The organism is Kitasatospora sp. NPDC017646, assembly GCF_044329365.1.
Lineage (GTDB): Bacteria > Actinomycetota > Actinomycetes > Streptomycetales > Streptomycetaceae > Kitasatospora.
In genome coordinates, this window is sequence record NZ_JBIRJC010000008.1 from 79,274 (window position 1) to 101,517 (window position 22,244).

At 73.5% G+C, this 22,244-nt stretch carries 19 protein-coding genes and 1 pseudogene; 13 read left to right on the forward strand and 7 right to left on the reverse strand.

Going from position 1 to position 22,244, the window contains the following annotated elements; genetic code table 11:
- The first annotated feature begins 8 nt into the window (after window positions 1-8).
- Window positions 9-596, forward strand: a complete 588-nt coding sequence (gene thpR, locus ACH4J0_RS15225) for an RNA 2',3'-cyclic phosphodiesterase (protein WP_396240114.1) — start codon at window positions 9-11, stop codon at window positions 594-596.
- A 233-nt stretch (window positions 597-829) separates the two neighbouring features.
- Here thpR and serC read toward each other — a convergent pair whose 3' ends face one another.
- Both serC and ACH4J0_RS15235 read right to left on the reverse strand, forming a co-directional pair.
- Window positions 830-1,948 (reverse strand): phosphoserine transaminase, encoded by a 1,119-nt coding sequence (gene serC, locus ACH4J0_RS15230; protein WP_396240116.1) that lies wholly within the window; start codon window positions 1,946-1,948, stop codon window positions 830-832.
- 162 nt (window positions 1,949-2,110) lie between these two features.
- A complete protein-coding gene (locus tag ACH4J0_RS15235; protein WP_396240118.1) occupies window positions 2,111-3,211 on the reverse strand; it encodes a citrate synthase 2 in 1,101 nt (366 codons plus the stop codon).
- A gap of 416 nt (window positions 3,212-3,627) precedes the next feature.
- Between ACH4J0_RS15235 and pdxH the strand changes: the two genes are divergently transcribed.
- The 11 genes from pdxH to ACH4J0_RS15290 all read left to right on the forward strand — a co-directional run bounded on the left by pdxH (window position 3,628) and on the right by ACH4J0_RS15290 (window position 18,569).
- The gene (gene pdxH / locus ACH4J0_RS15240; RefSeq protein WP_396240445.1) at window positions 3,628-4,260 is read left to right on the forward strand and encodes a pyridoxamine 5'-phosphate oxidase; all 633 of its coding nucleotides are present in this window, start codon (window positions 3,628-3,630) and stop codon (window positions 4,258-4,260) included.
- Window positions 4,261-4,429: 169 nt separating this feature from the next.
- Window positions 4,430-4,624: an FxSxx-COOH cyclophane-containing RiPP peptide gene (gene fxsA / locus ACH4J0_RS15245; RefSeq protein WP_396240121.1), complete on the forward strand. Its 195-nt coding sequence runs from the start codon at window positions 4,430-4,432 to the stop codon at window positions 4,622-4,624.
- A 132-nt stretch (window positions 4,625-4,756) separates the two neighbouring features.
- A complete protein-coding gene (locus ACH4J0_RS15250) occupies window positions 4,757-6,151 on the forward strand; it encodes a TIR-like protein FxsC (RefSeq protein WP_396240123.1) in 1,395 nt (464 codons plus the stop codon).
- On the forward strand, window positions 6,148-10,161 hold the full coding sequence (gene fxsT / locus ACH4J0_RS15255) for an FxSxx-COOH system tetratricopeptide repeat protein (protein ID WP_396240125.1): 4,014 nt from the start codon (window positions 6,148-6,150) through the stop codon (window positions 10,159-10,161). The genes ACH4J0_RS15250 and fxsT overlap by 4 nt, the downstream gene beginning before the upstream one ends.
- Before the next feature lie 43 nt (window positions 10,162-10,204).
- The gene (locus ACH4J0_RS15260; protein ID WP_396240127.1) at window positions 10,205-11,374 is read left to right on the forward strand and encodes an FxsB family cyclophane-forming radical SAM/SPASM peptide maturase; all 1,170 of its coding nucleotides are present in this window, start codon (window positions 10,205-10,207) and stop codon (window positions 11,372-11,374) included.
- Window positions 11,375-11,574: 200 nt separating this feature from the next.
- On the forward strand, window positions 11,575-12,663 hold the full coding sequence (locus ACH4J0_RS15265) for an aKG-HExxH-type peptide beta-hydroxylase (protein WP_396240129.1): 1,089 nt from the start codon (window positions 11,575-11,577) through the stop codon (window positions 12,661-12,663).
- 344 nt (window positions 12,664-13,007) lie between these two features.
- Complete coding sequence (gene fxsA, locus ACH4J0_RS15270; protein ID WP_396240131.1) at window positions 13,008-13,193, forward strand: FxSxx-COOH cyclophane-containing RiPP peptide; 186 nt, start codon at window positions 13,008-13,010, stop codon at window positions 13,191-13,193.
- A gap of 50 nt (window positions 13,194-13,243) precedes the next feature.
- Window positions 13,244-15,679, forward strand: a complete 2,436-nt coding sequence (locus ACH4J0_RS15275) for an FxsB family cyclophane-forming radical SAM/SPASM peptide maturase (protein WP_396240134.1) — start codon at window positions 13,244-13,246, stop codon at window positions 15,677-15,679.
- Window positions 15,680-15,701: 22 nt separating this feature from the next.
- Complete coding sequence (locus ACH4J0_RS15280; RefSeq protein ID WP_396240136.1) at window positions 15,702-16,475, forward strand: aminoglycoside N(3)-acetyltransferase; 774 nt, start codon at window positions 15,702-15,704, stop codon at window positions 16,473-16,475.
- A gap of 291 nt (window positions 16,476-16,766) precedes the next feature.
- Window positions 16,767-17,435: a DUF4097 family beta strand repeat-containing protein gene (locus ACH4J0_RS15285; protein WP_396240447.1), complete on the forward strand. Its 669-nt coding sequence runs from the start codon at window positions 16,767-16,769 to the stop codon at window positions 17,433-17,435.
- Window positions 17,436-17,465: 30 nt separating this feature from the next.
- A complete protein-coding gene (locus tag ACH4J0_RS15290) occupies window positions 17,466-18,569 on the forward strand; it encodes a serine hydrolase domain-containing protein (protein WP_396240138.1) in 1,104 nt (367 codons plus the stop codon).
- A gap of 122 nt (window positions 18,570-18,691) precedes the next feature.
- On the opposite strand, the pseudogene ACH4J0_RS15295 reads toward ACH4J0_RS15290, so the two are convergent.
- The 5 genes and pseudogenes from ACH4J0_RS15295 to ACH4J0_RS15315 form a co-directional block, all read right to left on the reverse strand.
- Window positions 18,692-18,859: pseudogene (locus ACH4J0_RS15295) on the reverse strand (DUF3574 domain-containing protein); the annotation flags it as partial.
- Window positions 18,841-19,401: a GNAT family N-acetyltransferase gene (locus tag ACH4J0_RS15300; protein ID WP_396240140.1), complete on the reverse strand. Its 561-nt coding sequence runs from the start codon at window positions 19,399-19,401 to the stop codon at window positions 18,841-18,843. The gene ACH4J0_RS15300 and the pseudogene ACH4J0_RS15295, both read right to left, overlap by 19 nt.
- 178 nt (window positions 19,402-19,579) lie before the next feature.
- Window positions 19,580-20,155 carry a lipoyl(octanoyl) transferase LipB gene (gene lipB, locus ACH4J0_RS15305; protein ID WP_396240142.1) on the reverse strand — a complete coding sequence of 192 codons (576 nt, stop codon included), beginning with the start codon at window positions 20,153-20,155 and terminating at the stop codon, window positions 19,580-19,582.
- Window positions 20,156-20,228: 73 nt separating this feature from the next.
- Entirely contained in the window at window positions 20,229-20,783 is a 555-nt protein-coding gene (locus ACH4J0_RS15310; RefSeq protein WP_396240144.1) for an NIPSNAP family protein, read from the reverse strand.
- Window positions 20,780-21,256: a hypothetical protein gene (locus ACH4J0_RS15315; RefSeq protein WP_396240146.1), complete on the reverse strand. Its 477-nt coding sequence runs from the start codon at window positions 21,254-21,256 to the stop codon at window positions 20,780-20,782. Before ACH4J0_RS15315 ends, ACH4J0_RS15310 begins: the two co-directional genes overlap by 4 nt.
- A 56-nt stretch (window positions 21,257-21,312) precedes the next feature.
- Between ACH4J0_RS15315 and ACH4J0_RS15320 the strand changes: the two genes are divergently transcribed.
- Window positions 21,313-22,242: a helix-turn-helix transcriptional regulator gene (locus ACH4J0_RS15320; RefSeq protein WP_396240148.1), complete on the forward strand. Its 930-nt coding sequence runs from the start codon at window positions 21,313-21,315 to the stop codon at window positions 22,240-22,242.
- Window positions 22,243-22,244: the final 2 nt, after the last annotated feature.

Below are 22,244 nucleotides of genomic sequence, written 5' to 3' on the forward strand. Positions count from 1 at the left end.
ATGGGACCATGAGGCTGTTCGTGGCGGTGCTCCCGCCGGACGCGGCGTTGCAGGGGCTCTCGGACGCGGTCGCGCCGGTGCGCGGGCTGCCCGGGGCGGACCGGCTGCGCTGGACCACCGCCGAGGGCTGGCACCTCACCCTGGCCTTCCTCGGCCAGGTGCAGCCCGAGCGGCTGCCGGAGCTGGAAACCGGCCTGGCGGCCGTCGCCGAGGTGCACCCGGTGCACCGGCTGCGGATCGCGGGCGCCGGCCGGTTCGGCGACCGGGTGCTCTGGGCCGGGGTAGAGGGGCAGACCTGGGCGCTGCGCCGGCTCGCCGAGGCCGTCACCGGGGCCACCACCGAGCTGACCGGGGAGACCGACGCCTTCGCCTTCCACCCGCATCTCACGCTGGCCCGGGCCGGCTCCTCGCGCGGCCACCGGCGGGCCGTCCAGCGGGTCGCGGCGGCCGAGCTGGAGGCGCTGGCGGCGGCGCTGGCGGACTACCGGGGGCCGGAGTGGGAGGCCGCCGAGCTGCACCTGATGAAGAGCGACCTGGACGGGGGCTTCGCCCACTACGAGTCGCTGCGCTCCTGGGCGCTGGCCGACTGGATCTAGGGGCCCGGTCCGGTCGCCGTGGCGCGAGCCGAGGGGCTCCGATTCGCGCGGGTGTGAGCCGGAGGTACGCTCGTTGACCGTGGATCCCAAGACTCGTATGCGCATCGTCTCCGGCACCCTGGTGCTGCTGCTGGTCGTCGTGCTGATCAGCTCACTGGTCAACCGGTAGGCCGGACGGACGCAAGGGCCACCGCCCGCAGGCGGTGGCCCTCAGCTGTGCTCGGAAGCCGCTGTCAGAGCCGCTCGACCACGTGGTCGATGCAGTGGGTGAGCGCCTCGACGTCCGCCGGGTCGATCGCCGGGAACATCGCGATGCGCAGCTGGTTGCGGCCCAGCTTGCGGTACGGCTCGGTGTCCACGATGCCGTTGGCACGCAGTGCCTTGGCGACCGCGGCGGCGTCCACCGACTCGTCGAAGTCGATGGTGCCGACCACCTGGGAGCGCTCGGCCGGGTTCGCCACGAACGGGTTGGCGTAGGAGGACTTCTCGGCCCAGCCGTACAGCCGGGAGGAGGAGTCGGCCGTACGGGCGACGGCCCAGTCCAGCCCGCCGTTGCCGTTCAGCCACTCCAGCTGGTCGGCCAGCAGGAACAGGGTGGCGATCGACGGGGTGTTGTACGTCTGGTCCTTCGACGAGTTGTCGATGGCCGTCGGCAGCGAGAAGAACGGCGGGATGTACCGGCCGGAGCCGGCGATCTCGGCGGCGCGCTCCAGGGCGGCCGGGGAGAAGGCGGCCAGCCACAGGCCGCCCTCGGAGGCGAAGGACTTCTGCGGCGCGAAGTAGTAGACGTCGGTCTCGGTGATGTCGACCGGCAGGCCGCCGGCGCCCGAGGTGGCGTCCACCAGCACCAGCGAGCCCTCGTCGGCGCCGGCCGGGCGCCGGATCGGCATCGCGACGCCGGTCGAGGTCTCGTTGTGGGTGAGGCCGTAGACGTCCACCCCCGCCTCGGCGACCGGCAGCGGGTGGGTGCCCGGGGCGGTCTTGATCACCGTCGGCTCGGCCAGCCACGGGGCGGCCTTGACCGAGGAGGCGAACTTCGAGGAGAACTCGCCGAAGTCCAGGTGCTGGGACTTCTCCCGCACCAGGCCGAAGGCGGCGATGTCCCAGAAGGCGGTGGAGCCGCCGTTGCCGAGGACGACTTCGTAGCCCTCCGGCAGCGAGAAGAGGCTGCTCACGCCCTCGCGTACGCGCTTGACCAGGTTCTTCACCGGGGCCTGGCGGTGCGAGGTGCCGAGCAGCGAGGTCTGGGTGGCGGCGAGGGCACTCAGGGCCTCGGGGCGCACCTTGGACGGTCCGCAGCCGAAACGGCCGTCTGCGGGCTTGATGTCAGCGGGGATCTGGATCTGAGCCACGCGCGCAGCCTACCGGCCGTGGCCCCCGCCGGATACGGTCGTCCGCCCGCTGAGATTGTGATCTCGGCAGCTCGGCGGTGTGCGAACAGCGGGCCCGGCCGGAGCCGGACCCGCTGGTCAGGGGCGCTTTTCGCGGGCGGACGCGCGGTGCGTCCGGTGCGCTCAGTGCGCGATGGCGTCCCAGCCCTCGATCTGCTCGGGGCGGCGCGGGCCGGGGCCGATGTAGCGCGCGGAGGGGCGCACGAGGCGACCGGTGCGCTTCTGCTCCAGGATGTGCGCCGACCAGCCCGCTGTGCGCGCGCAGGTGAACATCGAGGTGAACATGTGCGCCGGGACCTCGGCGAAGTCCAGCATGATCGCGGCCCAGAACTCGACGTTGGTGGCGAGCACCCGGTCGGGGCGGCGGGCGTGCAGCTCCTCCAGCGCGGCCTTCTCCAGCGCCTCGGCGACCTCGAAGCGCGGCGCGCCGAGCTCCTTGGCGGTGCGGCGCAGCACGCGGGCGCGCGGGTCCTCGGCGCGGTAGACGCGGTGGCCGAAGCCCATCAGGCGCTCGCCCTTGTCCAGCGCGTTCTTGACCCACTTGTCGGCGTCGCCGGTGCGCTCGATCTCCTCGATCATGCCGAGCACGCGGGAGGGGGCGCCGCCGTGCAGCGGACCGGACATCGCGCCGACCGCGCCGGAGAGCGCGGCCGCGACGTCGGCGCCGGTGGAGGCGATGACCCGGGCGGTGAAGGTGGAGGCGTTCATGCCGTGCTCGGCGGCCGAGGTCCAGTAGGCGTCGACGGCCTTGACGTGCTTCGGGTCCGGCTCGCCGCGCCAGCGGATCATGAAGCGCTCGACGACCGTCTCGGCCTTGTCGATCTCGCTCTGCGGGACCATCGGCAGGCCCTGGCCGCGGGCGGACTGGGCGACGTAGGACAGTGCCATCACGGCGGCCCGGGCGAGGTCGTCGCGGGCCTGCTCGGCGGAGATGTCGAGCAGCGGCTTGAGGCCCCAGACCGGGGCGAGCATGGCGAGCGCGGACTGGACGTCGACCCGGATGTCGCCGGAGTGCACCGGGATCGGGAAGGGCTCGGCGGCCGGCAGGCCGGGGTTGAACTTGCCGTCCACGAGCAGGCCCCAGACGTGGCCGAAGGAGACGTGGCCGACCAGGTCGTCGATGTCGACACCGCGGTACCGCAGGGCGCCGCCCTCGCGGTCGGGTTCGGCGATCTCGCTCTCGAACGCGACGACTCCCTCAAGCCCGGGTACGAAATCGGACATGCGACGGCTCCTTCAGTTCTGCGATCGGCGCTCCGCCGTGGTGGGGCGGTCCGCCAGTGACCGAATCGTGGTTGGCACTCGGTGCCAGAGTGACAGGCACGGGGTGCATTGCGCCATACACCACCGCGGTGATGTTTCCCGTGGGACCGCTTGACTCTCCGCCGAGGGTCGGTCGCGCCCGGGGGATCCGCGGAACCAAACGCCCGGTTCCGGGCAATTCCCCGTACGGCGGGCGGCCAAGCGGTGGCGAGTCACCATATCTCCGACGCGGGTTTGTCCGGAGGTAGCGGTGCCGGTTGCTTGTCGTACGGGATGATGTTGGCGTGCAGACCCCGGAACGCGCCCAGCCGACGCCCCTGAGCCCCGCCACCCGGACCCTGGCCGACGAGGCCGGTCCCGGTCCGGACCTCACCGTGATGCGCAAGCACTACACCCACGAGGGCCTGGCCGAGGAGCAGCTCGCGCCCGAGCCGATCGGCCAGTTCACGCGCTGGTTCCTGGAGGCGGACGGCGCCGGGGTGGTCGAGCCCAACGCCATGGTGCTCTCCACCGCCGACGCCCGGGGCAGGCCCAGCTCGCGCACCGTGCTGCTCAAGGGCTACGACGCGCGCGGCTTCGTGTTCTTCACCAACTACGGCTCCCGCAAGGGCTCCGAGCTCGCCGCCAATCCGTACGCCGGGTTGCTGTTCCCGTGGATCGCGCTGGCCCGCCAGGTGATCGTCCAGGGCCGGGTCGAGAAGGTCGGCCGGGACGAGACCGCCGCCTACTTCCGCACCCGCCCGCACGGCTCCCAGCTCGGTGCCTGGGCCAGCGAGCAGTCCAGCCCGGTCGGCGGCCGCGAGGTCCTCGAACAGCGCTACGCCGACCTGGAGCGCCGCTACCCCGAGGGCGAGGGCGTCCCCGTCCCGCCGTTCTGGGGCGGCTACCGGGTCGTCCCGGAGAGCGTCGAGTTCTGGCAGGGCCGCGAGAACCGCCTGCACGACCGCCTCCGCTACCTCGCCGACCCGGCCGGTCCGACGGGCTGGCGGGTGGAGCGGCTCTGCCCGTGACCGCGGGGCGGGCCGCGGCCGGCCGTACCGCAACCCGGCGCGGCGGACGCACGAATCTGACGCACCGTCACCGCATTGTGTAGAATGTGCGCGTCGCGGACCGGGGTCGATCCTTTTTCTGCCCCCGGCCCGCCGTGCCGACGTGATCGAGCGAGGGACTAAGGGACTGATGGGCGCCACCGGTGCGGAAACCGCCGCGGGACTCGGCTCCGACCTGGTCGACGTCGCCGCCCTGCCACTCGACGAGCTCGACGCCCTTCCCGACACCGTCCTCGGCGACCTGCTCCGCCGGGTCGTGGCGGACGCCCTGACCCCCGGCGCGGAGCCGCTGGCCGCCTTCCAGTCGGCGCTCGAACTCCGGTGACCGGTCACTGACCGCCGGTTAAACCCCCGGGGCCCGGGAAAATCACCAACTCCCGCACTTACCGGTGCAGTTCACGACATGCTGGGTAAGAAACCAGCGCCGTCACGGCACCGTCGGGGTCGGGGGGAACAGGTGAGTGAACGGGAACAGCAGCGGCCGTACTTCTTCTTCAGCTACGCGCGTCGGGACTTCGAGGCGGGGGACGCCTTCGTCGACCAGTTCTTCAACGACCTGAGGGACGAACTCGGACGCGTCCTCGGACCGGCGGTCCAAGCCGACGAGCTCGCCTTCCGGGACACCGAGCGGCTGCGCCTGGGAGACGAGTGGGCCGAGAAGCTGGCGCTGATGCTCGGCCGCAGCCGGACCATGGTCGCGCTCTACTCCCCGGCCTACTTCTCCAGCCTGTACTGCGGCAAGGAGTGGACGGCCTTCCGCGGCAGGGTCCGGCGCCACCACGAGGAGACCGCGGAACTGGTCTCGGCGCTGATCCCGGTGCTCTGGGAGCCGGTCGCGCCCGAAGACCTGGTCACCGAGGTCACCAAGATCCAGTGGGCCCAGCCGGACATGGGGGACGCCTACGCCCGGCACGGCCTGCGCGCCCTGCTGCGCACCGCCCAGCAGGACGCCTACCGGCAGGTCGTCCGGGTGGTCGCCGGGAGGATCCGGGACGCGGCCGTGCGGCGGCTCGCCGAACTGCCCGAGTTCGACCTCGACGCCGTCCGCGGCTACTTCCCCGGACCGGCCGCGCCGGTGCCCGCCACCGAGCCCGGCATGGTGCGGTTGTTCATCGCGGCCGGCCGGGCCTCGGAGGCCGCCGCCGAAGGCGGCTCGTACGCGGGCGGCTGGTACGGGGCCAAGCCCTGGCACTGGGCGCCGTTCTTCCCGCCCGCCCAGCCGTCGCTGGCCTCGCGTGCCCAGCAGGTGATCACCAACGCGGGGCACACCACCACGCTGGAGGAGATAGGCGACGGGCTCGGCGAGAAGCTCGACCAGGCCCGCGAGGACAGCCAGGTCAGCGTGCTGCTGGTGGACCCGTGGGCGGCCGGGAGCGAGCGCTACCGGGCCGCCCTGAGCGAGTACGACGACCAGAACCACCCGGTCACCGGCGTGGTGGTGCCGATCGGCGGCAACGACCCGGAGGGGGAGCGCGAAGCGCCGTGGGCCGGCGTGCGCGGAGTGTTCCGCCGCAACTGGTTGCGCCGGCGTGACCCGGAGCAGTTGTTCCGGGTGAAAGTGAGCCGGGAGAGCTTCGACAGTGACCTCGCCATCATGGTGACGGTCGCCCAGAACAAGCTCATGGACGACAACCTGGATTGGGGGGACGATGGCGGCGACGCCTTCGGCTTCGGCCCGGGCGGCGGCCCTGACATGCCCGGGCTGACCATCCCGGCCGGCCCGCCCGGTCCCTCCGGTCCGCCGCGGAGCCCGTCCGCGCGCCCCGATCCGGACCCGACACCGAACGACGTGCCCGGCCAGCGTCCGGGCAGCCACGACGGCTCTGTCCCGCTGAGGGGAGACGGACGATGAGCACTGAACCCGGCGCGGAGCCGGGACGCGGCGGACCGGGTTCGGTCGTCACGTTCTACTCGTTCAAGGGCGGCACCGGCCGGACCATGGCACTCGCCAACGTCGGCTGGATCCTCGCCAGCCGGGGCCTGCGGGTCCTGGTGGTCGACTGGGACCTGGAGGCGCCCGGCCTCCACCGCTATTACCACCCGCTCCTGGTCGACCCCGAACTCCACTCCACCGACGGGCTGATCGACCTGCTGCGCTCCTACGTCAAGCAGGCGCTGCCCTCCGCCGCCGGACCGACCGGCCTGCCCCCGGCCGCCTGGCTGGACGAACCCGGGCGCCTCGACGGCTACATCTGCGGCCTCGCCCTCGACCTGCCCGTCGGCGGCCGGCTCGACTTCCTGCCCGCCGGCCGGCAGAACGCCGCCTACGCGGCCGCCGTCACCAGCTTCAACTGGCGCAGCTTCTACCACGGTCGGGACATCCGCGGCGGGGAGTTCCTGCGCGAGCTGCGCGAACGCTGGGCCCGCAACTACGACTACGTGCTCATCGACAGCCGCACCGGCGTCAGCGACACCTCCGGCATCTGCACCGTGCTGATGCCCGACACCGTGGTCGACTGCTTCACCTTCAGCGCCCAGAACATCCGCGGCGGCGTCGACGCGGCCCGGGCCATCGCCGAGGCCGAGGAGCGCGCCATCCGCGTCCTGCCGGTGCCGATGCGGGTCGAGGACGCCGAGCAGGAACGCCTCGAAGCCGGACGGGACTTCGCCCGGGAGGCCTTCGCCCCCTACCTCGGCCGCTGGCTGCCCGGGGACCGCCGGGCCGCCTACTGGGCCGACGTCGAGGTGCCGTACAAGCCGTTCTACGCCTACGAGGAGGTGCCGGCCACCGTCGCCGACCGCCCGCAGGAGGCGCGCAGCCTGCTCAACGCCTTCGAACGGCTGGCCGAGTGGATCACCGACGGACGGGTCCGCTCGCTGCGCCCGCTCGGCTCCGAGGCCCGGCGCCGGCTGTACGGCGCCTACCTGCGCTCCGCCCGGGCGGTGCCCCGCCAGGTCTTCGTCAGCTACGCCCCCGAGGACCGGATGTGGGCCGAGTGGGCGGCCGGAACCCTCACCCGCTTCGGCTATCAGACCTCCCTGCACAACGCCGCCGAGCCGCACGCAGGCCAGCGGCCGCCCGAGGTCGCCGGACCGCTCGACGGCCAGGGCCGGCTGCTCGCGCTGCTCTCGCCCGAGTACACGGCCCTGCCCCGTGCCGCCGAGGTGTGGCAGCTCCTCCAGGGCCGTGAACTCCCCTCCGGCACCTCGGCACTGGTCGCCCTCCGGCTGCAGGACTCGGACGAGCCGGTGCCCCGCCCGTTCATCGGCCAGGCGGTGCCCGACCTGATCCGCTCCTCCGCGACCGGCGCCGAGGCCCAGCTGTACGGCGAACTCGGCCCACCGCCCGGCAACAACCGCCAGTTCGACTCCGACAGCGGCGAGTTCCTCGCCCCGGCCCGCTTCCCCGGCACCGCCCCGCAGGTCCAGGAGGCCCCTTCGCGCAACGCCGCCTTCATCGGCCGCGGCAAGCTGCTCGAACTGCTCCGCAACCGCTTCACCGGCGGACCCGCCGCCGTCCTCAGCCAGGTCCTCTACGGCTTCGGCGGTGCGGGGAAGTCCCAGATCGCCGCCGAGTACGCGCACCGCTTCAAGTCCGCCTACGACGTCATCTGGTGGGTGCCCGCCGAGGAGCCCGCCAACATCCCGCAGAAGCTCGCCGAACTCGCTCCCCGGCTCGGCGTGCCCACCAGCGACGACGTCGCGCACACCGCCGCCGCCGTCCTCGACGCGTTGCGCCGCGGCCACCCGTACCGCCGCTGGCTGCTGGTGTTCGACAACGCCGGCACCCCCGAGGAACTCGCCTCCTGGCAGCCCGGCGGCTCCTCCGGCGGGCACGTGCTGATCACCTCGCGCAACCAGGGGTGGGCCCGGCACGCCGGTCTGGTCGAGGTCGACGTCTTCCTGCGCGAGGAGAGCATCCGGCTGCTGCGCCGCTTCAACGGCGGCCTCTCCCCGGAGGACGCCGACCAGGTCGCCCACCGCCTCGGTGACCTCCCGCTGGCCGTCGGCCAGGCCGCCGTCTGGCTCCAGGAGACGTCGATGCCGATCGCCACCTACCTCGAACTGCTCGACGGCGAGCTCACCGAGATGCTGGAGCGCACCCGGCTGCGCCCCGCCGAGTACCCCCACTCCGCCGCCGCCACCTGGCGCATCTCGGTCGAGGAACTGCGGCGGATGAACGCGCCGGCCGCCCAGATCCTCGAGATCTGCGCCTTCTTCGGCCCGGACGCCATCCCGATGCGGCTGCTCTACAGCCGGGCCGTCACCCGCGCCCTGCGGCTGCCCCCGCGCGCGCCCCGCGACAAGCTCGCGATCGGCGAGTTCCTGCGCGCCATCAACCGGTTCGGGCTCGCCCGCACCGACCAGGGCAGCGAGACCATCACCGTGCACCGGCTGGTCCAGGCCGTGCTGCGGGACCAGGTCGCGGACGAGCGGCAGGCCGAGCTGCGCGGCGTCGTGCACGCGGCCCTGGCCACCGCCAACCCCGGCGACCCGGACATCCCCGCCAACTGGGCCGAGTACGCCGAACTCCTGCCCCACCTCTGGCCGTCCGGCGCGCTCGACAGCTCGGACGAGGACGTCCGGCAGTGGATCATCGACTCGGTCCGCTACCAGTGGAAGCGCAGCCTGCACGAGTCCGGCCGGGAACTGGCCGAACGGACCCTGGAGCACTGGCGCGAGGACGGCTACGGCGGCCCCGGTTTCGACGTCGACAACGACGCCCAGACACTCATGCTGCGCACCCAGCTGAGCAACATCCGCCGCTCCCAGGGCGCCCTCCAGGAGGCGTACGAGATGGACCGGGACATCCTGGAGCGGTTCACCGCGACCCTGGGCCCGGAGCACTCGCACACCCTCGCCGTCGCCAACAGCCTCGGTGCCGACCTGCGCTTCCTCGGCCGCTACGACGAGGCCCGGGCGCTCGACCGCAGGACCCTGGACGCGGCCAGGCGCACCCTCGGCCCGGACCACCCGCGCACCCTGATGATCACCAACAACCTCGCCGTCTCCGACTACCTGGCCGGCGACCGCCGCGCCGCCCTGGAACGGCACCGCAGCAACTACCTCCAGCAGCGCGAAGCCCTCGGCGCCCACAGCCTGTACGCACTGTCCTCCGCCTCCAACTACGCCCGCGATTTGCGCGAGACCGGGCGGCTGCGGGAGGCGCTGGACCTCCTGGAGGAGACCGTCCGGATCTACCAGCAGACCATCGGCGACAACCATACCGACACCCTGCGCGCCCGCAAGAACCTCGCGGTGGCGCTGCGCCGGGCCGGGCGCTACCACGAGGCCCTGGAGATCGACGAGGACATCTACCAGCGCTATCTGGACATCAACGGCCCCGAGCACCCGGACACCCTGGCCGCCGCCACCAACCTCGCCAGCGACCTCAACGCGCTCGGCGACACCGACCGGGCCATCCCGCTGGCCGAACGGGCGCTCGCGCGCTACCGCGACTACCTGGGCGAGGACCACCCGGTCACGCTGGCCGGAGCCAACAACCTCTCGGTCTACCTGCGGCTGTCCGGGCGGCTCGCGGAGGCCCGGGAGCTGTCCGGGCGCACGCTGGCGCAGTTCCGGACCGTCCTCGGCGCGCACCACCTCTACATCCCGGTCGCGATGATGAACCACGCGAACGACCTGGCGCTGGGTGGCGACATCGGGGCCGCGCTCGCCCTGGAACTGGAGGCGGCACCACTGATGACCGCGGCGCTCGGCCCGGACCACTACGACTCCATCGGCATCAACTCCAACCTGTCACTGAGCCTCGCGGCGGTCGGTGAGGGCGAGCGGGCCGCCGACCTGCGGGCGGACTGCATCCGTCGGGCCCGGGTGACGCTGGGGGAGGAGCACCCGACCACGGTCGCCGTGAAGGCGGGGACGCGGCTCGACTCGGACGTGGAGCCCCCGCACGTGTGACGGGAGGTCAGCGATCTTGCCGGGCGGTGCTAGGTTCACGCGCATGGTGCCGTTCCGGCAGTTCCTGCTGAAGATCCACAGCCGCTGCAACCTGGCCTGCGACTACTGCTACATGTACGAGGGCGCCGACCAGAGTTGGCGCGACCGGCCCCGGCGGATGGAGCTGGCGACCGTGCGCCGCACCGCCCGGCGGATCGCCGAGCACGCGGCCGAGCAGGGGCTCGACGAGATCTCCGTGGTGCTGCACGGCGGCGAGCCGCTGCTCGTCGGACCGGCCCATCTGGACGCACTCCTGGCCGAGTTGGCCGGGGCAGGACCGCGGGTGCGGTTCAGCCTGCAGACCAACGGGCTGCGGCTGCTGGACCAGCCCGCGCTGCTCGATGTGCTGCACCGCTACCGGGTCGGCGTTGCGGTCTCGCTGGACGGCGCCCGGGCCGACCACGACCGGCACCGGCGGTCGCCCTCCGGCGCGGGCAGCTGGGAGCGGACCGCGGCGGCGGTGCGGCTGCTCGGCTCGGACCGGCACCGGGAGCTGTTCGCCGGCCTGCTGTGCGTCGTCGACCTGGCCGCGGACCCGGTCGCCACCTACGAGGCGCTGCTGGAGTTCGCGCCGCCCCGACTCGACCTGCTCCTGCCGCACGCCACCTGGCGGGAGCCGCCGGCGGGCGTCCGGCGCGCGATGCCGTCGACGCCGCCTTCGGGCATCGATCCCGCGCCGTACGGGGCGTGGCTGATCGCCGCCTTCGACCGCTGGTACGACGCGCCCTACCGGGAGACGGGTGTGCGGCTGTTCGAGGAGCTGTCCGTCCTGCTGCTCGGTGGGCGGGCGGCCAGCGAGGCGGTGGGGCTGGCGCCGGTGGACCTCGTGGTGGTCGAGGCGGACGGCACGATCGAACAGGCCGACAGCCTCAAGGTGGCGTACGACGGAGCCGCCGGGACGGGCCTGGACGTCTGGCGGCACGGCTTCGCGGAGGCGGCCGCGCACCCGGCGTTCCGGGCCCGTCAGCGCGGCCTCGCCGGGCTCGGGCCGGTGTGCGTGGCGTGTCCGCTGGTCCGGGTCTGCGGCGGAGGGCTCTACGCCCACCGCTACGCGGGTGACGGCTTCGCCCATCCGTCCGTGTACTGCGCGGACATGGACCGGCTGATCCGGCACATCGCGGGGCGGCTGCGGGCCGGGGTGGTGGAGCTGGCCGGGGCTGGGCAGCGGCGGTAGCGGCCTCGCGGACTCCGGCGAAGGTCCGGTGGTGGGCCGGCGGCGCGTGCCTCGCCGGCTGCCGCTCACCCGTCCGGGTCATGCACGGGGCCGGGCCGGCTGAGTAGGCGCCGTGTGGGGAGACTGCGGGCGGACCGGACGGGTGGCCGGGGCTGTTCAGGGCTTACAGGACCTTCGGGCTTTCGGGAGAGGACGGACCGGTGACGGGTGCGGACGAGGCGGTGGCGGCCGGGGTGCCGGGCGCACGCGGCGCGGACGGGGCTTCGGCGGACGGGCGTGGCGCGGACGGGCTGCCCCGGCACGTCATGGACCGGGCGACCTTCCGCGCGATCGCGGGCGCGCGCGGGGGCCCGGAGGCCGTCCGGCTGCTGCGTGCCGGACAGTTGAGCAAGCGCGCCCTGCTGCTGCTGGCGCTGCACCGGGAGGCTCCGCAGGACGAGGGCTTCCGGGAGGCGTACGGAGAGGTGTGCACGCTCCAGCGGACCGACCGGGCGCGCTGGGAGGAGGTGCTGCTGCGACCGGAGCTGGACGCCTGGGCGGCTGACTGCCTGCGGGCACTGTCGCTCGGATCGGTGGTGTCGCTGCACGGGCTGGACGAGTTCCTACGGGCCGACGCCGGGCCGGTGCTCGATCTGGAGTGCGACGGGCTGCGGTGGACGCCGGTGGTCGACCACCTCGGGCCGCGCCGGGTGGACTACGGCCGGCCCCCGGTCGGGCCGCTTCCCGCGTCCGAACTGCGCCAGTGGGAGCGGCGGTTGGCGACAGCCTGGGAGATCCTGGTGCGCCGCCATCCCCGGCACGCGGAGGCGGTGGCGGCCTGCGTCGCGGCCGTGGTGCCGTTGCGCGCCGCCCCGGGCGGGGAGGCGGTCAGCGCCGCGGCCCGCCGGGCCTACGGGGCGGTGGCGGCCTCGCTGCCGGGCGATCCGGTGCTGCTGGCGCTGGCCCTGGTGCACGAGTTCCTGCACGTCCAACTCGGCGCCCTGCTGGACCTCGTGCCGCTGCACCGGCCCAACGGTCCAGCGGTCTACCACGCCCCCTGGCGGCCCGATCCGCGCCCGGCCGGCGCCCTGCTCCAGGGGGCGTACGCGCACCTGGGCGTGGCGTCCTTCTGGTGCGCCGAGGCGGCCGCCGGTGTGAGTGAACCGGAGCGGGCGGAAAGGGAGTTCACCCGCTGGCGGGCGCACACCCTGACGGCGGCCGGGACCCTGCTGGAATGCGGTGAACTGACGGCGGACGGACGGGAGTTCATCGCTGAGATGGCGCGTTCCATCCGTGGGTTGGGTGCCTGAGCGGCTAGTCCGGCTTCCGGAGATCCGTCGGCCGGGCCTTCGCGCGGCGGTTCCGGGAGCGCTTTTGCTCCCGAGGCTCGCGTCCGTGCGGCGGGGGGGGGCGGGCCGAAGGGCTCGAACGCCTGCTTCCGTCAACGCGCTTCGGCGTGCGCCATGGCGAAGTGCGCGACCGCCGAACGGGTGAATTCTGGGCCGCTCGCGCGCTGTGGTAAGGCGTCGGCCGGCTGGGCAGACCAACTTGAGGAGGCAAGGTGCCGCGCGCAGTCCTCGCGGGCACTACATTGGTCGCAACCGGGTGGCCTACCCGCACTCGGCAGGTCCTAACCGCGCCTAAGGAAACGAACATGACTCCGGTAACCAGCACCAGGCCGGCCGGCAACCTCACTGACACTCAGGAGACGCCGGAACGCCCGTCCCTCGCCCAGCTCGCCGCCCTGGGTGCGGAGGAACTCGCCTCCCGGCTGCAGCGCGCCCTCCCCGGCACGGAATCCGGCCGCGTGCCGGTAGCGGCCTTCAACTCCTCGATCTGAGCCGGACCGGACCCCGAACGGACCCAGGCCGAGCTGAACCCGCCACACCCATGACGACGCGAATTCCGGTGCCACTGACGCAATTCGTCGTCAAGATGCACAGCCGGTGCGACCTCGCCTGCGACCACTGCTACGTCTACGAGCACGCCGACAGCAGCTGGCGCTCCCGCCCCAAGGTCATCGCGGACGGGATCCTGGTCAAGGCCGCCGAGCGGGTCGGCGAGCATGCGGTCGCCCACCGGCTGTCCGCCGTCCGGGTCGTCCTGCACGGGGGCGAACCCCTGCTCGCCGGCCCGGACCGGTTGCGCCGCGCCGCCGAGGCGTTCCGTGCGGCGCTGCCGCCCGAGTGCGCCCTCGACCTGCGCATCCACACCAACGGCGTGCTGCTCGGCCGCGCCTACTGCGCGTTGTTCGCAGAGCTGGGCGTCAAGGTCGGCATCTCGCTGGACGGCGACCGGGTCGCCAACGACCGGCACCGGCGGTTCGCCGACGGGCGGAGCAGCCATCCGCAGGTGCTGCGGGCGGTGAGGCTGCTGAACGAGCCGGAGTACCGGCACCTGTTCGCCGGGCTGCTGTGCACCATCGACATCGAGAACGACCCGGTGGCCGTGTACCGGGCGCTGGCCGAGCTCCGGCCGCCGGCGGTGGACTTCCTGCTGCCGCACGCGACCTGGGAGGAGCCGCCGAAGCGGGTCCCGGGGGGCGGGGAGGCGCCGTACGCGGACTGGCTGCTGGCCGTCCACCGGCTGTGGGAGGCGGACGGGCGGCCGTTCGCCGTACGGACCTTCGAATCCGTGCACCGGACGCTGCGGGGGCTGTCCAGTCTGACCGAGTCGATGGGGCTGGAGCCCTCGGACCTGGCGGTGCTGGAGACGGACGGGACGTTCGAGCAGGCGGACAGCCTGAAGACGGCGTACGACGGGGCGCCCGCCACCGGGATGAACGTTTTCGCGCACAGCCTCGACGACCTCGCCCGCCACCCCGGGATCGCCGCCCGGCAGTCCGGTCTGGCCGGGCTGAGCGCGGCCTGCCGGGCCTGTCCGGTGGTGCGCTCCTGCGGGGGCGGGTTGTACGCCCACCGCTACCGGGCGGACACTGGCTTCGACAATCCCTCCGTCTACTGCGGTGACCTCATGACGCTCATCAATGGCATTGCGGGGGACGGCGGTTCGTCCGCTGCGCCGGCCGCTGTACCGACTGCCGTACCGGCCGCTGTTCCGGCTCAGGGCGCAGAGCCGCTGCTGCCGGCCGCGCTCGCTCCCGCCCAACTCGACGAACTGGCCCGGGGGTACGGGAGCGCCGACACCGTCGCCGCCCTCGGGCGCTCCCAACTCGCGCTCACCCGAGCCATGCTGGCCGCCGCCTGGGACGCCTCCGGCCAGGGCCGGGCGCAGGCCTGGGCGCTGCTGTCGGAGCTCGACGGCGCGGTGCCGACGGCCGTGGACACGGTGCTGGCGCACCCGTACGCCCGGACCTGGGCCGCGCGGCGGCTGGCCGGGGACCTCGCGGCCGGGCTCGGGCCGCTGGCCGCGCTGGCCGCGGCGGCGGCGGTGCGAGCGGGGCGGGGCGACGCGGTCGCCGTGCCGGTGAGGGGCGGGTGGCTGCACCTGCCGACGCTGGGGCGGGTCGCGGTGCCGGACGGAGAGGCGGTGGTCACCGGGCGGGCGGACGGCTTCGAGGTGCGGGCCGCCGACGGGTCGGTGCGCACGGCGCTGGACCAGCCGCTGCGGCGGGTCCGGCTGGCGGGGGGCTGGACGGTCGCGCTGGAGGACCTCGACCCGCTGCGGGACAGCCACGACCACCCGGTGGCCGAGCGGCTGTCGGAAACCGAACTGCTCGGCTGGACGGGGGCGTTGCGGGAGGCCTGGGAGCTGCTCGGGCGTGACCTGCCCGCCTACGCGGAGGGCATCCGGGCCGGGCTGGGGACTGTGACCCCACTGCGGTCGGGCCCGGTGGGCCGGGACGTCAGCTCGGCGGCGCGGCAGGCGTACGGGGTGGTCGGCATCGCGCGGCCCGCGACGGCGCCGACCCTGGCGCTGCTGCTCGCGCACGAGTTCCAGCACGTGAAGCTGGGGGCGGTGCTCGACCTCTTCGACCTCCACGACCGGGCGGACGACCGGCTGTACTTCGCCCCCTGGCGGCCCGATCCGCGCCCACTGGAGGGGCTGTTGCAGGGCACGTACGCGCACCTGGCGGTGACCGAGTACTGGGGCACCCGGACGGCCGCGTACGACGGTCTGGCGGGGGAGGCGGCCGCGCGGGCGCGGGCGCAGTTCGCGCTCTGGCGGCGGTACACGGCGGAGGCGGTCGAGCGGCTGGCCGAATCGGGGGCGCTGACCGGGCTCGGAGTGCGGTTCGCGGAGGGGATGCGGGGGAGCGTCGAGCCGTGGCTCGCGGTCCCGTTGCCGGAGGCGGCGGAGCGGGAGGCCGAGCGGGTGCGGCGGGAGCGCGACGAGCACGGTCGGCTGCGGTCGGTCGAGGCCTGATGGGGAATCGGGAGGACTGCCGGTGATCACTACGGCCGCGCTCGTCGAACGGTTCGACCGGCTGGGCGTCCGGCCGGGGATGGTGCTGCACGTCCAGGCCTCGCTGCGGGCGCTCGGACCGGTCGAGGGCGGGGCGGCGGGCGTGGTGGATGCCCTGTGTGAAGTCCTGGGGCCGGACGGGACGTTGGTGGCGTACACCGCCACGCCCGAGAACTCCTCGACCTCGCGGATCCACCAGGAGGCCGTGGCCGGCCTCTCCCCGGCGGAGGCCGAGGCCCACCGGGCGCGGATGCCGCGCTTCGACCCGGCGGCCACCCCGGCGTCCCCGACCATGGGGGCGCTCTCGGAAGCCGTCCGCACCCGGCCCGGCGCCCTGCGCAGCGGCCATCCGCAGACCTCCTGGGCGGCCCTCGGCCCCCGGGCCGAGGAGATCACCGCCAGCCATCCACTCACCTCCCACCTGGGCCCGGAGTCCCCGCTCGGGCGGCTCTACGAGCTGGACGCCCGGGTGCTGATGCTCGGCGTCGGGATGGCCCGCCTCACCGCCTTCCACCTCGCCGACCTGCGCCAGCCGGGCGTCCGGCTGCGCGAGTACCGGTGCGTCGCCCCGGAGGGCTGGACCACCTTCCAGGCGCCCGACCTGGACGACCTGCACTTCGCCGAGCTGGGGGAGCGGGTGCTGAGCGCGGCGACCGGGGTGTCGAGCGCGCGGATCGGAGCGGCGGACTGCCTGCTCGTGCCGGTCCGGGAGGCCGTCGACCTCGCCGACGGCTTCCTGCGCCGCGCCCGCGGCTGACTCGGGAGCAGCACCGCACCCCGCGGCACCGGCATCCGGACCGGCGACTGACTCCCGGTCAGGCCGCAGCGGCCCCGCGATAGCGTTCACCCTCAGTCCATTGCAATGGGCGGGCGGGGAGTCGTTGCATTCCTGGCAGAATCGTTGCAATGAATATATGCCTTTGACCTGCTGTATCGCTGTTTTGGCTCCGCAGTAGCCTTGTCAGAATACTGAACGCAACGTAGCGTTTCTCTCATCAGAAAGCGGCGGGCCGAAGGGGCCGACGCCGTGGAAGAGAAGGAGCGCACGATGCAGAAGTTCGCCACCCCCGCCCCGGTCTCGGCCGTCCTGGACATCCCCGCCGGCCGCATCCGGTTCATCGCCGCGGACCGGACCGACACCGTGGTCGAGGTCCGGCCCGCCGACGCGGGCAAGAGTCGCGACGTGAAGGCCGCCGAGCGGATCGAGGTCGGGTACGCCGACGGCATGCTGCGGATCCACGCCCCGGAGGCGGAGAACCGGGTCCTCGGCAACTCCGGCAGCGTCGAGGTGACCGTCCAACTGCCCGCCGGCTCCCGGGTCGACGCCAAGGCCGCGCTCGGCGAGTTCCGGGGAGTCGGACGCCTCGGCGAGGTCACCCTCCGGGCCGCGCAGGGCACCGTCAAGCTCGACGAGACCGCCGGCGCCCACCTCGCCCTCCAGGCCGGGGACATCGCGGTCGGCCGACTCGGCGGCTCCGCTGAGATCCGCACCCGGAAGGGCGACCTCCGGGTCTCCGAGGCCGTCGGCGGCGTCGTCACCCTGCGCACCGAGTACGGGCAGATCGCGGTCGGCGCCGCCCGCGGGGTCTGCGCCGCCCTCGACGCCGGCACCGGCCACGGCCGGATCCACAACGCCCTGAAGAACGCCGACGGCACCCTCGGCCTGACCATCCACGCCACCACCGCCTACGGCGACATCACCGCCCGCAGCCTCTGATCCGCACCTCCGGCGAGAGAAGGAACGACCATGAGCACCATCGGGCAGAACGTCGCGCAGGCCCGCCCCGACCTGCAGAAGGCCATCCAGGACGTCGTGGACGTCGGCTTCGCCGGCATACAGATGCGGGTGTGCGAGGAGCGCGGCGGCGGCGAGTGGGTCGGCAGCGCCGGGGTGCACGAGCTGGGCGGGCGCGCCGAACCGTCCACGGACGGACGGTTCTGGATCGGCAGCACCACCAAGACCTTCGTCGCGGCCCTGGTGCTGCACCTGGTCGCCGACGGCAGGGTCGAGCTGGACTCCCGCGTGGCCGAGCACCTGCCCCGGTTCGGCCTGGACGAGCGGATCACCGTGCGGATGCTGCTCCAGCACACCAGCGGCATCTACAACTGCACCGGTGAGCTGGACGAGCAGGGCACGTTCGTGCCCGGGCTGCCGTCGGTCGGCAAGGCCTGGGTGGAGAACCGGTTCCACAGCTACCGGTCGGACGAGCTGGTGCGGTTCGCACTGGCGAAGCCGGCGCGGTTCGAGCCGGGCACCGACCAGAGCTACTCCAACACCAACTACACGCTGGCCGCGCTGCTGGTCGAGGCGCTCAGCGGCCGCTCGTACGCCGAGGAGATGCGGCGGCGGATCCTGCGGCCGCTCGGACTGCGGGACACCGTGGTGCCGGGCGACTCGCCGGACATCCCGGGCCCGCACGCCCACGGCTACTACCGCTACCAGGACGGTGGGGCGTGGAAGGTCGTGGACGTCTCCCGGCAGAACTCCTCGCTGCTGACGGGCTCCGGGGACATGATCTCCACCACCCGTGACCTGCACGTCTTCTTCGCCGCACTGCTCGGCGGCAGGCTCCTCCCGGCCGCGCTGCTGGACGAGATGCGGACACCGCACGGCAAGCTCGGCTACGGACTCGGGCTGTTCATCCAGGACCTGGGCCCGGAGGACGGGGGCATCACCATCGTCCACCACAACGGCGGCGCCCCCGGCGGCTACGGCGCGCTGATGATCAGCACCCCGGACGGTGGCCGGACGCTCACCGCCGGGCTGACCACCGGCGATTCGGACGCGGACCCGGCGCAGGAGTTCCCGAAGGCGCTGAACGGCCTGATCAAGGCGGTGTTCTGCCGCTGACCCCGGACCCACCCCGGGCGCCGGGTGACCCCCCAGTGGGCCGGGTCGGGCCCGCGCAGGAAGTCGACGGGGCTGACTTCCTGCGCGGAGGGGGCGCACTTCGGCCCGAAGCGGTCCCGGTACCGGCCGTGCGCTCGCTCGGCGGTGATGCCGTACGGGAACCTCGCGGTGATCACCGAGTCGACGAAGTCCTGGAACTCCTGGTCCGTGACGGCGGGACCGCCGTCGGGCCGCGCCGGTGGATGCGCCGGTTCAGCCGCTCGGGCGAACGCTACCGGCGCTTCTGCCACGCGCTCCGGGTGAGCTCGTACTCGACCTCGCCGTGTTCGGACCCGGGGATCGCGTCCGGCCAGTCCCCGGTGAAGTTCCGGAGGAACGAGAGGCCCGACTTCTCCATCACGCGCCGGGAGCGGGTGTTGACGGCCATGGTGTTCGCGGTGACCCGTTCCACCCCGAGGTCGGTGAAGCCCTTGTCGATCAGGGCCAGCGAGCCCTCGGTGGCGTAACCCCTGCCCCAGGCTGCCCGGTTCAGCCGGTAGCCGAGCTCGACGACGGCGGGGCTGTGCTCGGCGAGCGGGCGGAGCTCGAACCAGCCCAGGAACCGGCCGGTGGCCTTCTCCTCGGCGGCCCAGAAGCCGCGGGTGCCGAAGCACGGGTAGTCGTGGAGGAGGCGCGGCAGGACCCGGGTCTCCACGGTCTCCCTGCTGGTCGGCTCACCACCGTTGATGAAGCGCATGACCTCGGGGTCGTCGTCCAGCGCGTGGAGGTGATCGGTGTCGGCTTCGGTGAACGGGCGCAATACGAGCCGCCCGGTCTCAAGGAAGACGTGCATGTGGCGATTCTGGCTTCCCGGTGCGAGGCGTGCCACCGGATATCCGTGCCCCGGCGGCGGGCCGGGGCACGGCCGGAGTTCGAGCGGCACCACGCTTCGTCAGCCTCCGGGGCTTCTACCGGCTGACCCCCGGACCGGCCGACGAACTCGCGGAGCCCGTCGGGTCCTGATCCCGCCCTCAGACCGCGCCCAGTGCCTCCGCCACGGCCCCTCGCACCGCTCCCTCGGTGGGGACGGGCCGACCTGCGGCGGTGGCCGTCTCCGCGAGCGAGGTCATGGCGACCTCGGGCAGCCCACAGGCCGTGAAGGCGGAGAACGCCGCCAGGTCCGGTGCGATGTTCAGCGCGAACCCGTGGCTGGTCACGCCGCCGCGGATCCTCATGCCGATCGAGGCGACCTTCCGGTGCCCCGGGTCCCAGACCCCCACCAGGCTCTGGGACCCGGGCGGGGTGTCACGCCGGACGGCCCCCAGGCCGAGCGACGCCAGGGCGCTGATCAAGCCGTTCTCCAGCCAGCGCACGATGTCGGCGGGGCCGCGCTCACGGAGGTCGACCACCAGGTAGCCGATCAGCTGCCCGGGCCCGTGGTAGGTCGCCTGACCACCCCGGTCCACCTCGACCAGGGGTATCCGGCCGTGCGTCGGCAGTTCCTCGGGCGGCGTCCGGGCGCTGTACGTGATCACCGGAGGGTGGGTGAGCAGCACCAGCCGATCCGCGATCTCCCCCTCCTGCCGCTGCCGGACCCAGCCGCCCATCCGCTCGACGGCTTCGGCGTACGGAACAGCGCGCAGGAAGTCGGCCGGGCCGACTTCCTGCGCGCTGCGTGCCCTAACCCGTCACCGGCTCCAGCCGGAGCTGCTGGACGGGCCAGGGCGGGGGCGCCTCGACCGGACCGAACCAGACGCGGACGTCCTCGCCGGTGCGGACGGGGAGGGCGGGGAAGTCGTTCTCGGCGTGTTCGGTGCGGTGCAGCGCGTGCTCGGGGCCCAGGTACCGCGCGGCGTAGGTGTCGAAGGCGGCCGGCTCGCAGGGGTGGCAGACGGTGGCGCGCAGCTCGCGGCGGTCAGCCGGGAGTGCGAAGCCGGGGCCGCGCAGCAGCAGGACGTCGTCGCTGTCGACCATGGTCGCGTTGGCCGCGTCGCGGTGCTCCCGCCAGACGGGGCCGTAGTAGAACGCTTCCAGCGCGCGGCGGCGCTCCGCCATCGACGGGAAGGCGCGCAGCCAGACGAAGCGGTCCGGGTCGTCCAGGTCGCGGAAGCGGCCGCCGACGCGGATGCCGACCGCCTCCTGGCCGGTCACGAACTCCCGCTCGAACAGCTCGATCAGGGTGTCCCGGGCGCCGGGGTGCAAGGTGTACCGGCGCAGTTCGACGACGAGGTTCATGCGGCGAGCCCGCCCAGGGCCGGGCCGGTGCGGGTGAAGTCCATGGTCCAGTTGAGCTTCCAGTGACGGCCCCCGTCGGCGGAGAACTCCTGCTCCCAGCGGGCGGTGTCCGGTCCGAGGCGGTACCAGGTGAAGTGGACCAGGATCGGGCGGCCGCCGTGGACGTCCCGGCCGTGGAAGTCGCCGCGGTCGCCGCTGAAGCCGCCGGTCACCGGGGGGTCCAGCCGGCCGGTGCGGCTGTCGGACCAGTGGATCGACCACTGCCCGGTCGCGCGGTCGAACAGCCGCAGCGTCACGCCCCGGCGGTCGAGGGTGGGGAAGACGAGCTCCTCGATGTTGCCCGCGCCCCCGAACAGCGGCCGGACCGACGTGTGGCCGGGGAACTCCTCCCAGGTGCCGCCGCCGCTGAGCGGCGCGGACAGGCGGCGGTTGGCCACGTCCCACGAGCCGTGAAAGAAGTCGAAGTCGTTCATGCGCCGCAGGCTAGGGTCGCTCCACTGACAACCCCTGTCAGTGGATACTGGGCGATGTGCGCGCGAGCCGGCTGGTCAACCTGCTGCTCCTCCTCCAGAACCGGGGCCGGATGACCGCCCGGCAGCTGGCCGAGGAGCTGGAGGTATCCGCCCGGACGGTCTACCGGGACGTCGAGGCGCTCGCCGCCGCCGGGATCCCGCTGTACGGCGAGGCCGGGCACGCGGGCGGCTACCGGCTGGTCGACGGCTACCGGACCCGCCTCACCGGGCTGACGGCCGACGAGGCGCAGGCCGCCTTCCTCGCCGCGCTCCCGGGCACCGCCGCCGAACTCGGCCTCGGCGAGGCGCTCGCCACCGCCCAGCTCAAGCTGCGGGCCGCTCTCCCGGCCGAGCTGCGCGAGCACGCCGGGCGGATCCAGGAGCGCTTCCTGCTCGACGCCCCCGGCTGGTACGGCGACGCGGACGAGACCCCGCACCTGGCGGACGTCGCCGCCGCCGTCTGGGCACGACGGGCGGTGGTGCTGCGGTACCGGCGCTGGCGGCCGCCGGAGGAGATCGAGCGGCGGGTGGAGCCGTACGGGCTGGTGCTCAAGGCGGGCCGCTGGTACCTGGTCGCCGGCGGGCCGTCCGGGACGCGCACCTACCGGGTCGACCAGATCATCGAACTCGGCGGCCAGTGCGAGGAGTTCGCGGTGCCGGACGGTTTCGACCTGGCCGACTACTGGCAGGGCTACCTGGCGGACTTCCGCACCCGGCTGCACACCGGTGAGGCGCTGGTGCGGCTGACCCCGGAGGGTGCCCGCCGCCTCGGGGTGCCACCGGCGGAGGACGGCTGGACGCAGGCCCGGGTGCCGATCGAATCGGTGGACCACGCCCACGGCGAGTTCCTGCGCCTGGGCGCCGACGTCGAGGTCCTGGAGCCGGCCGAACTCCGCGACCGCATCGCCGGGACGGTCGGTGCGCTCGCCGCCCGCTACCGGCGGTGACG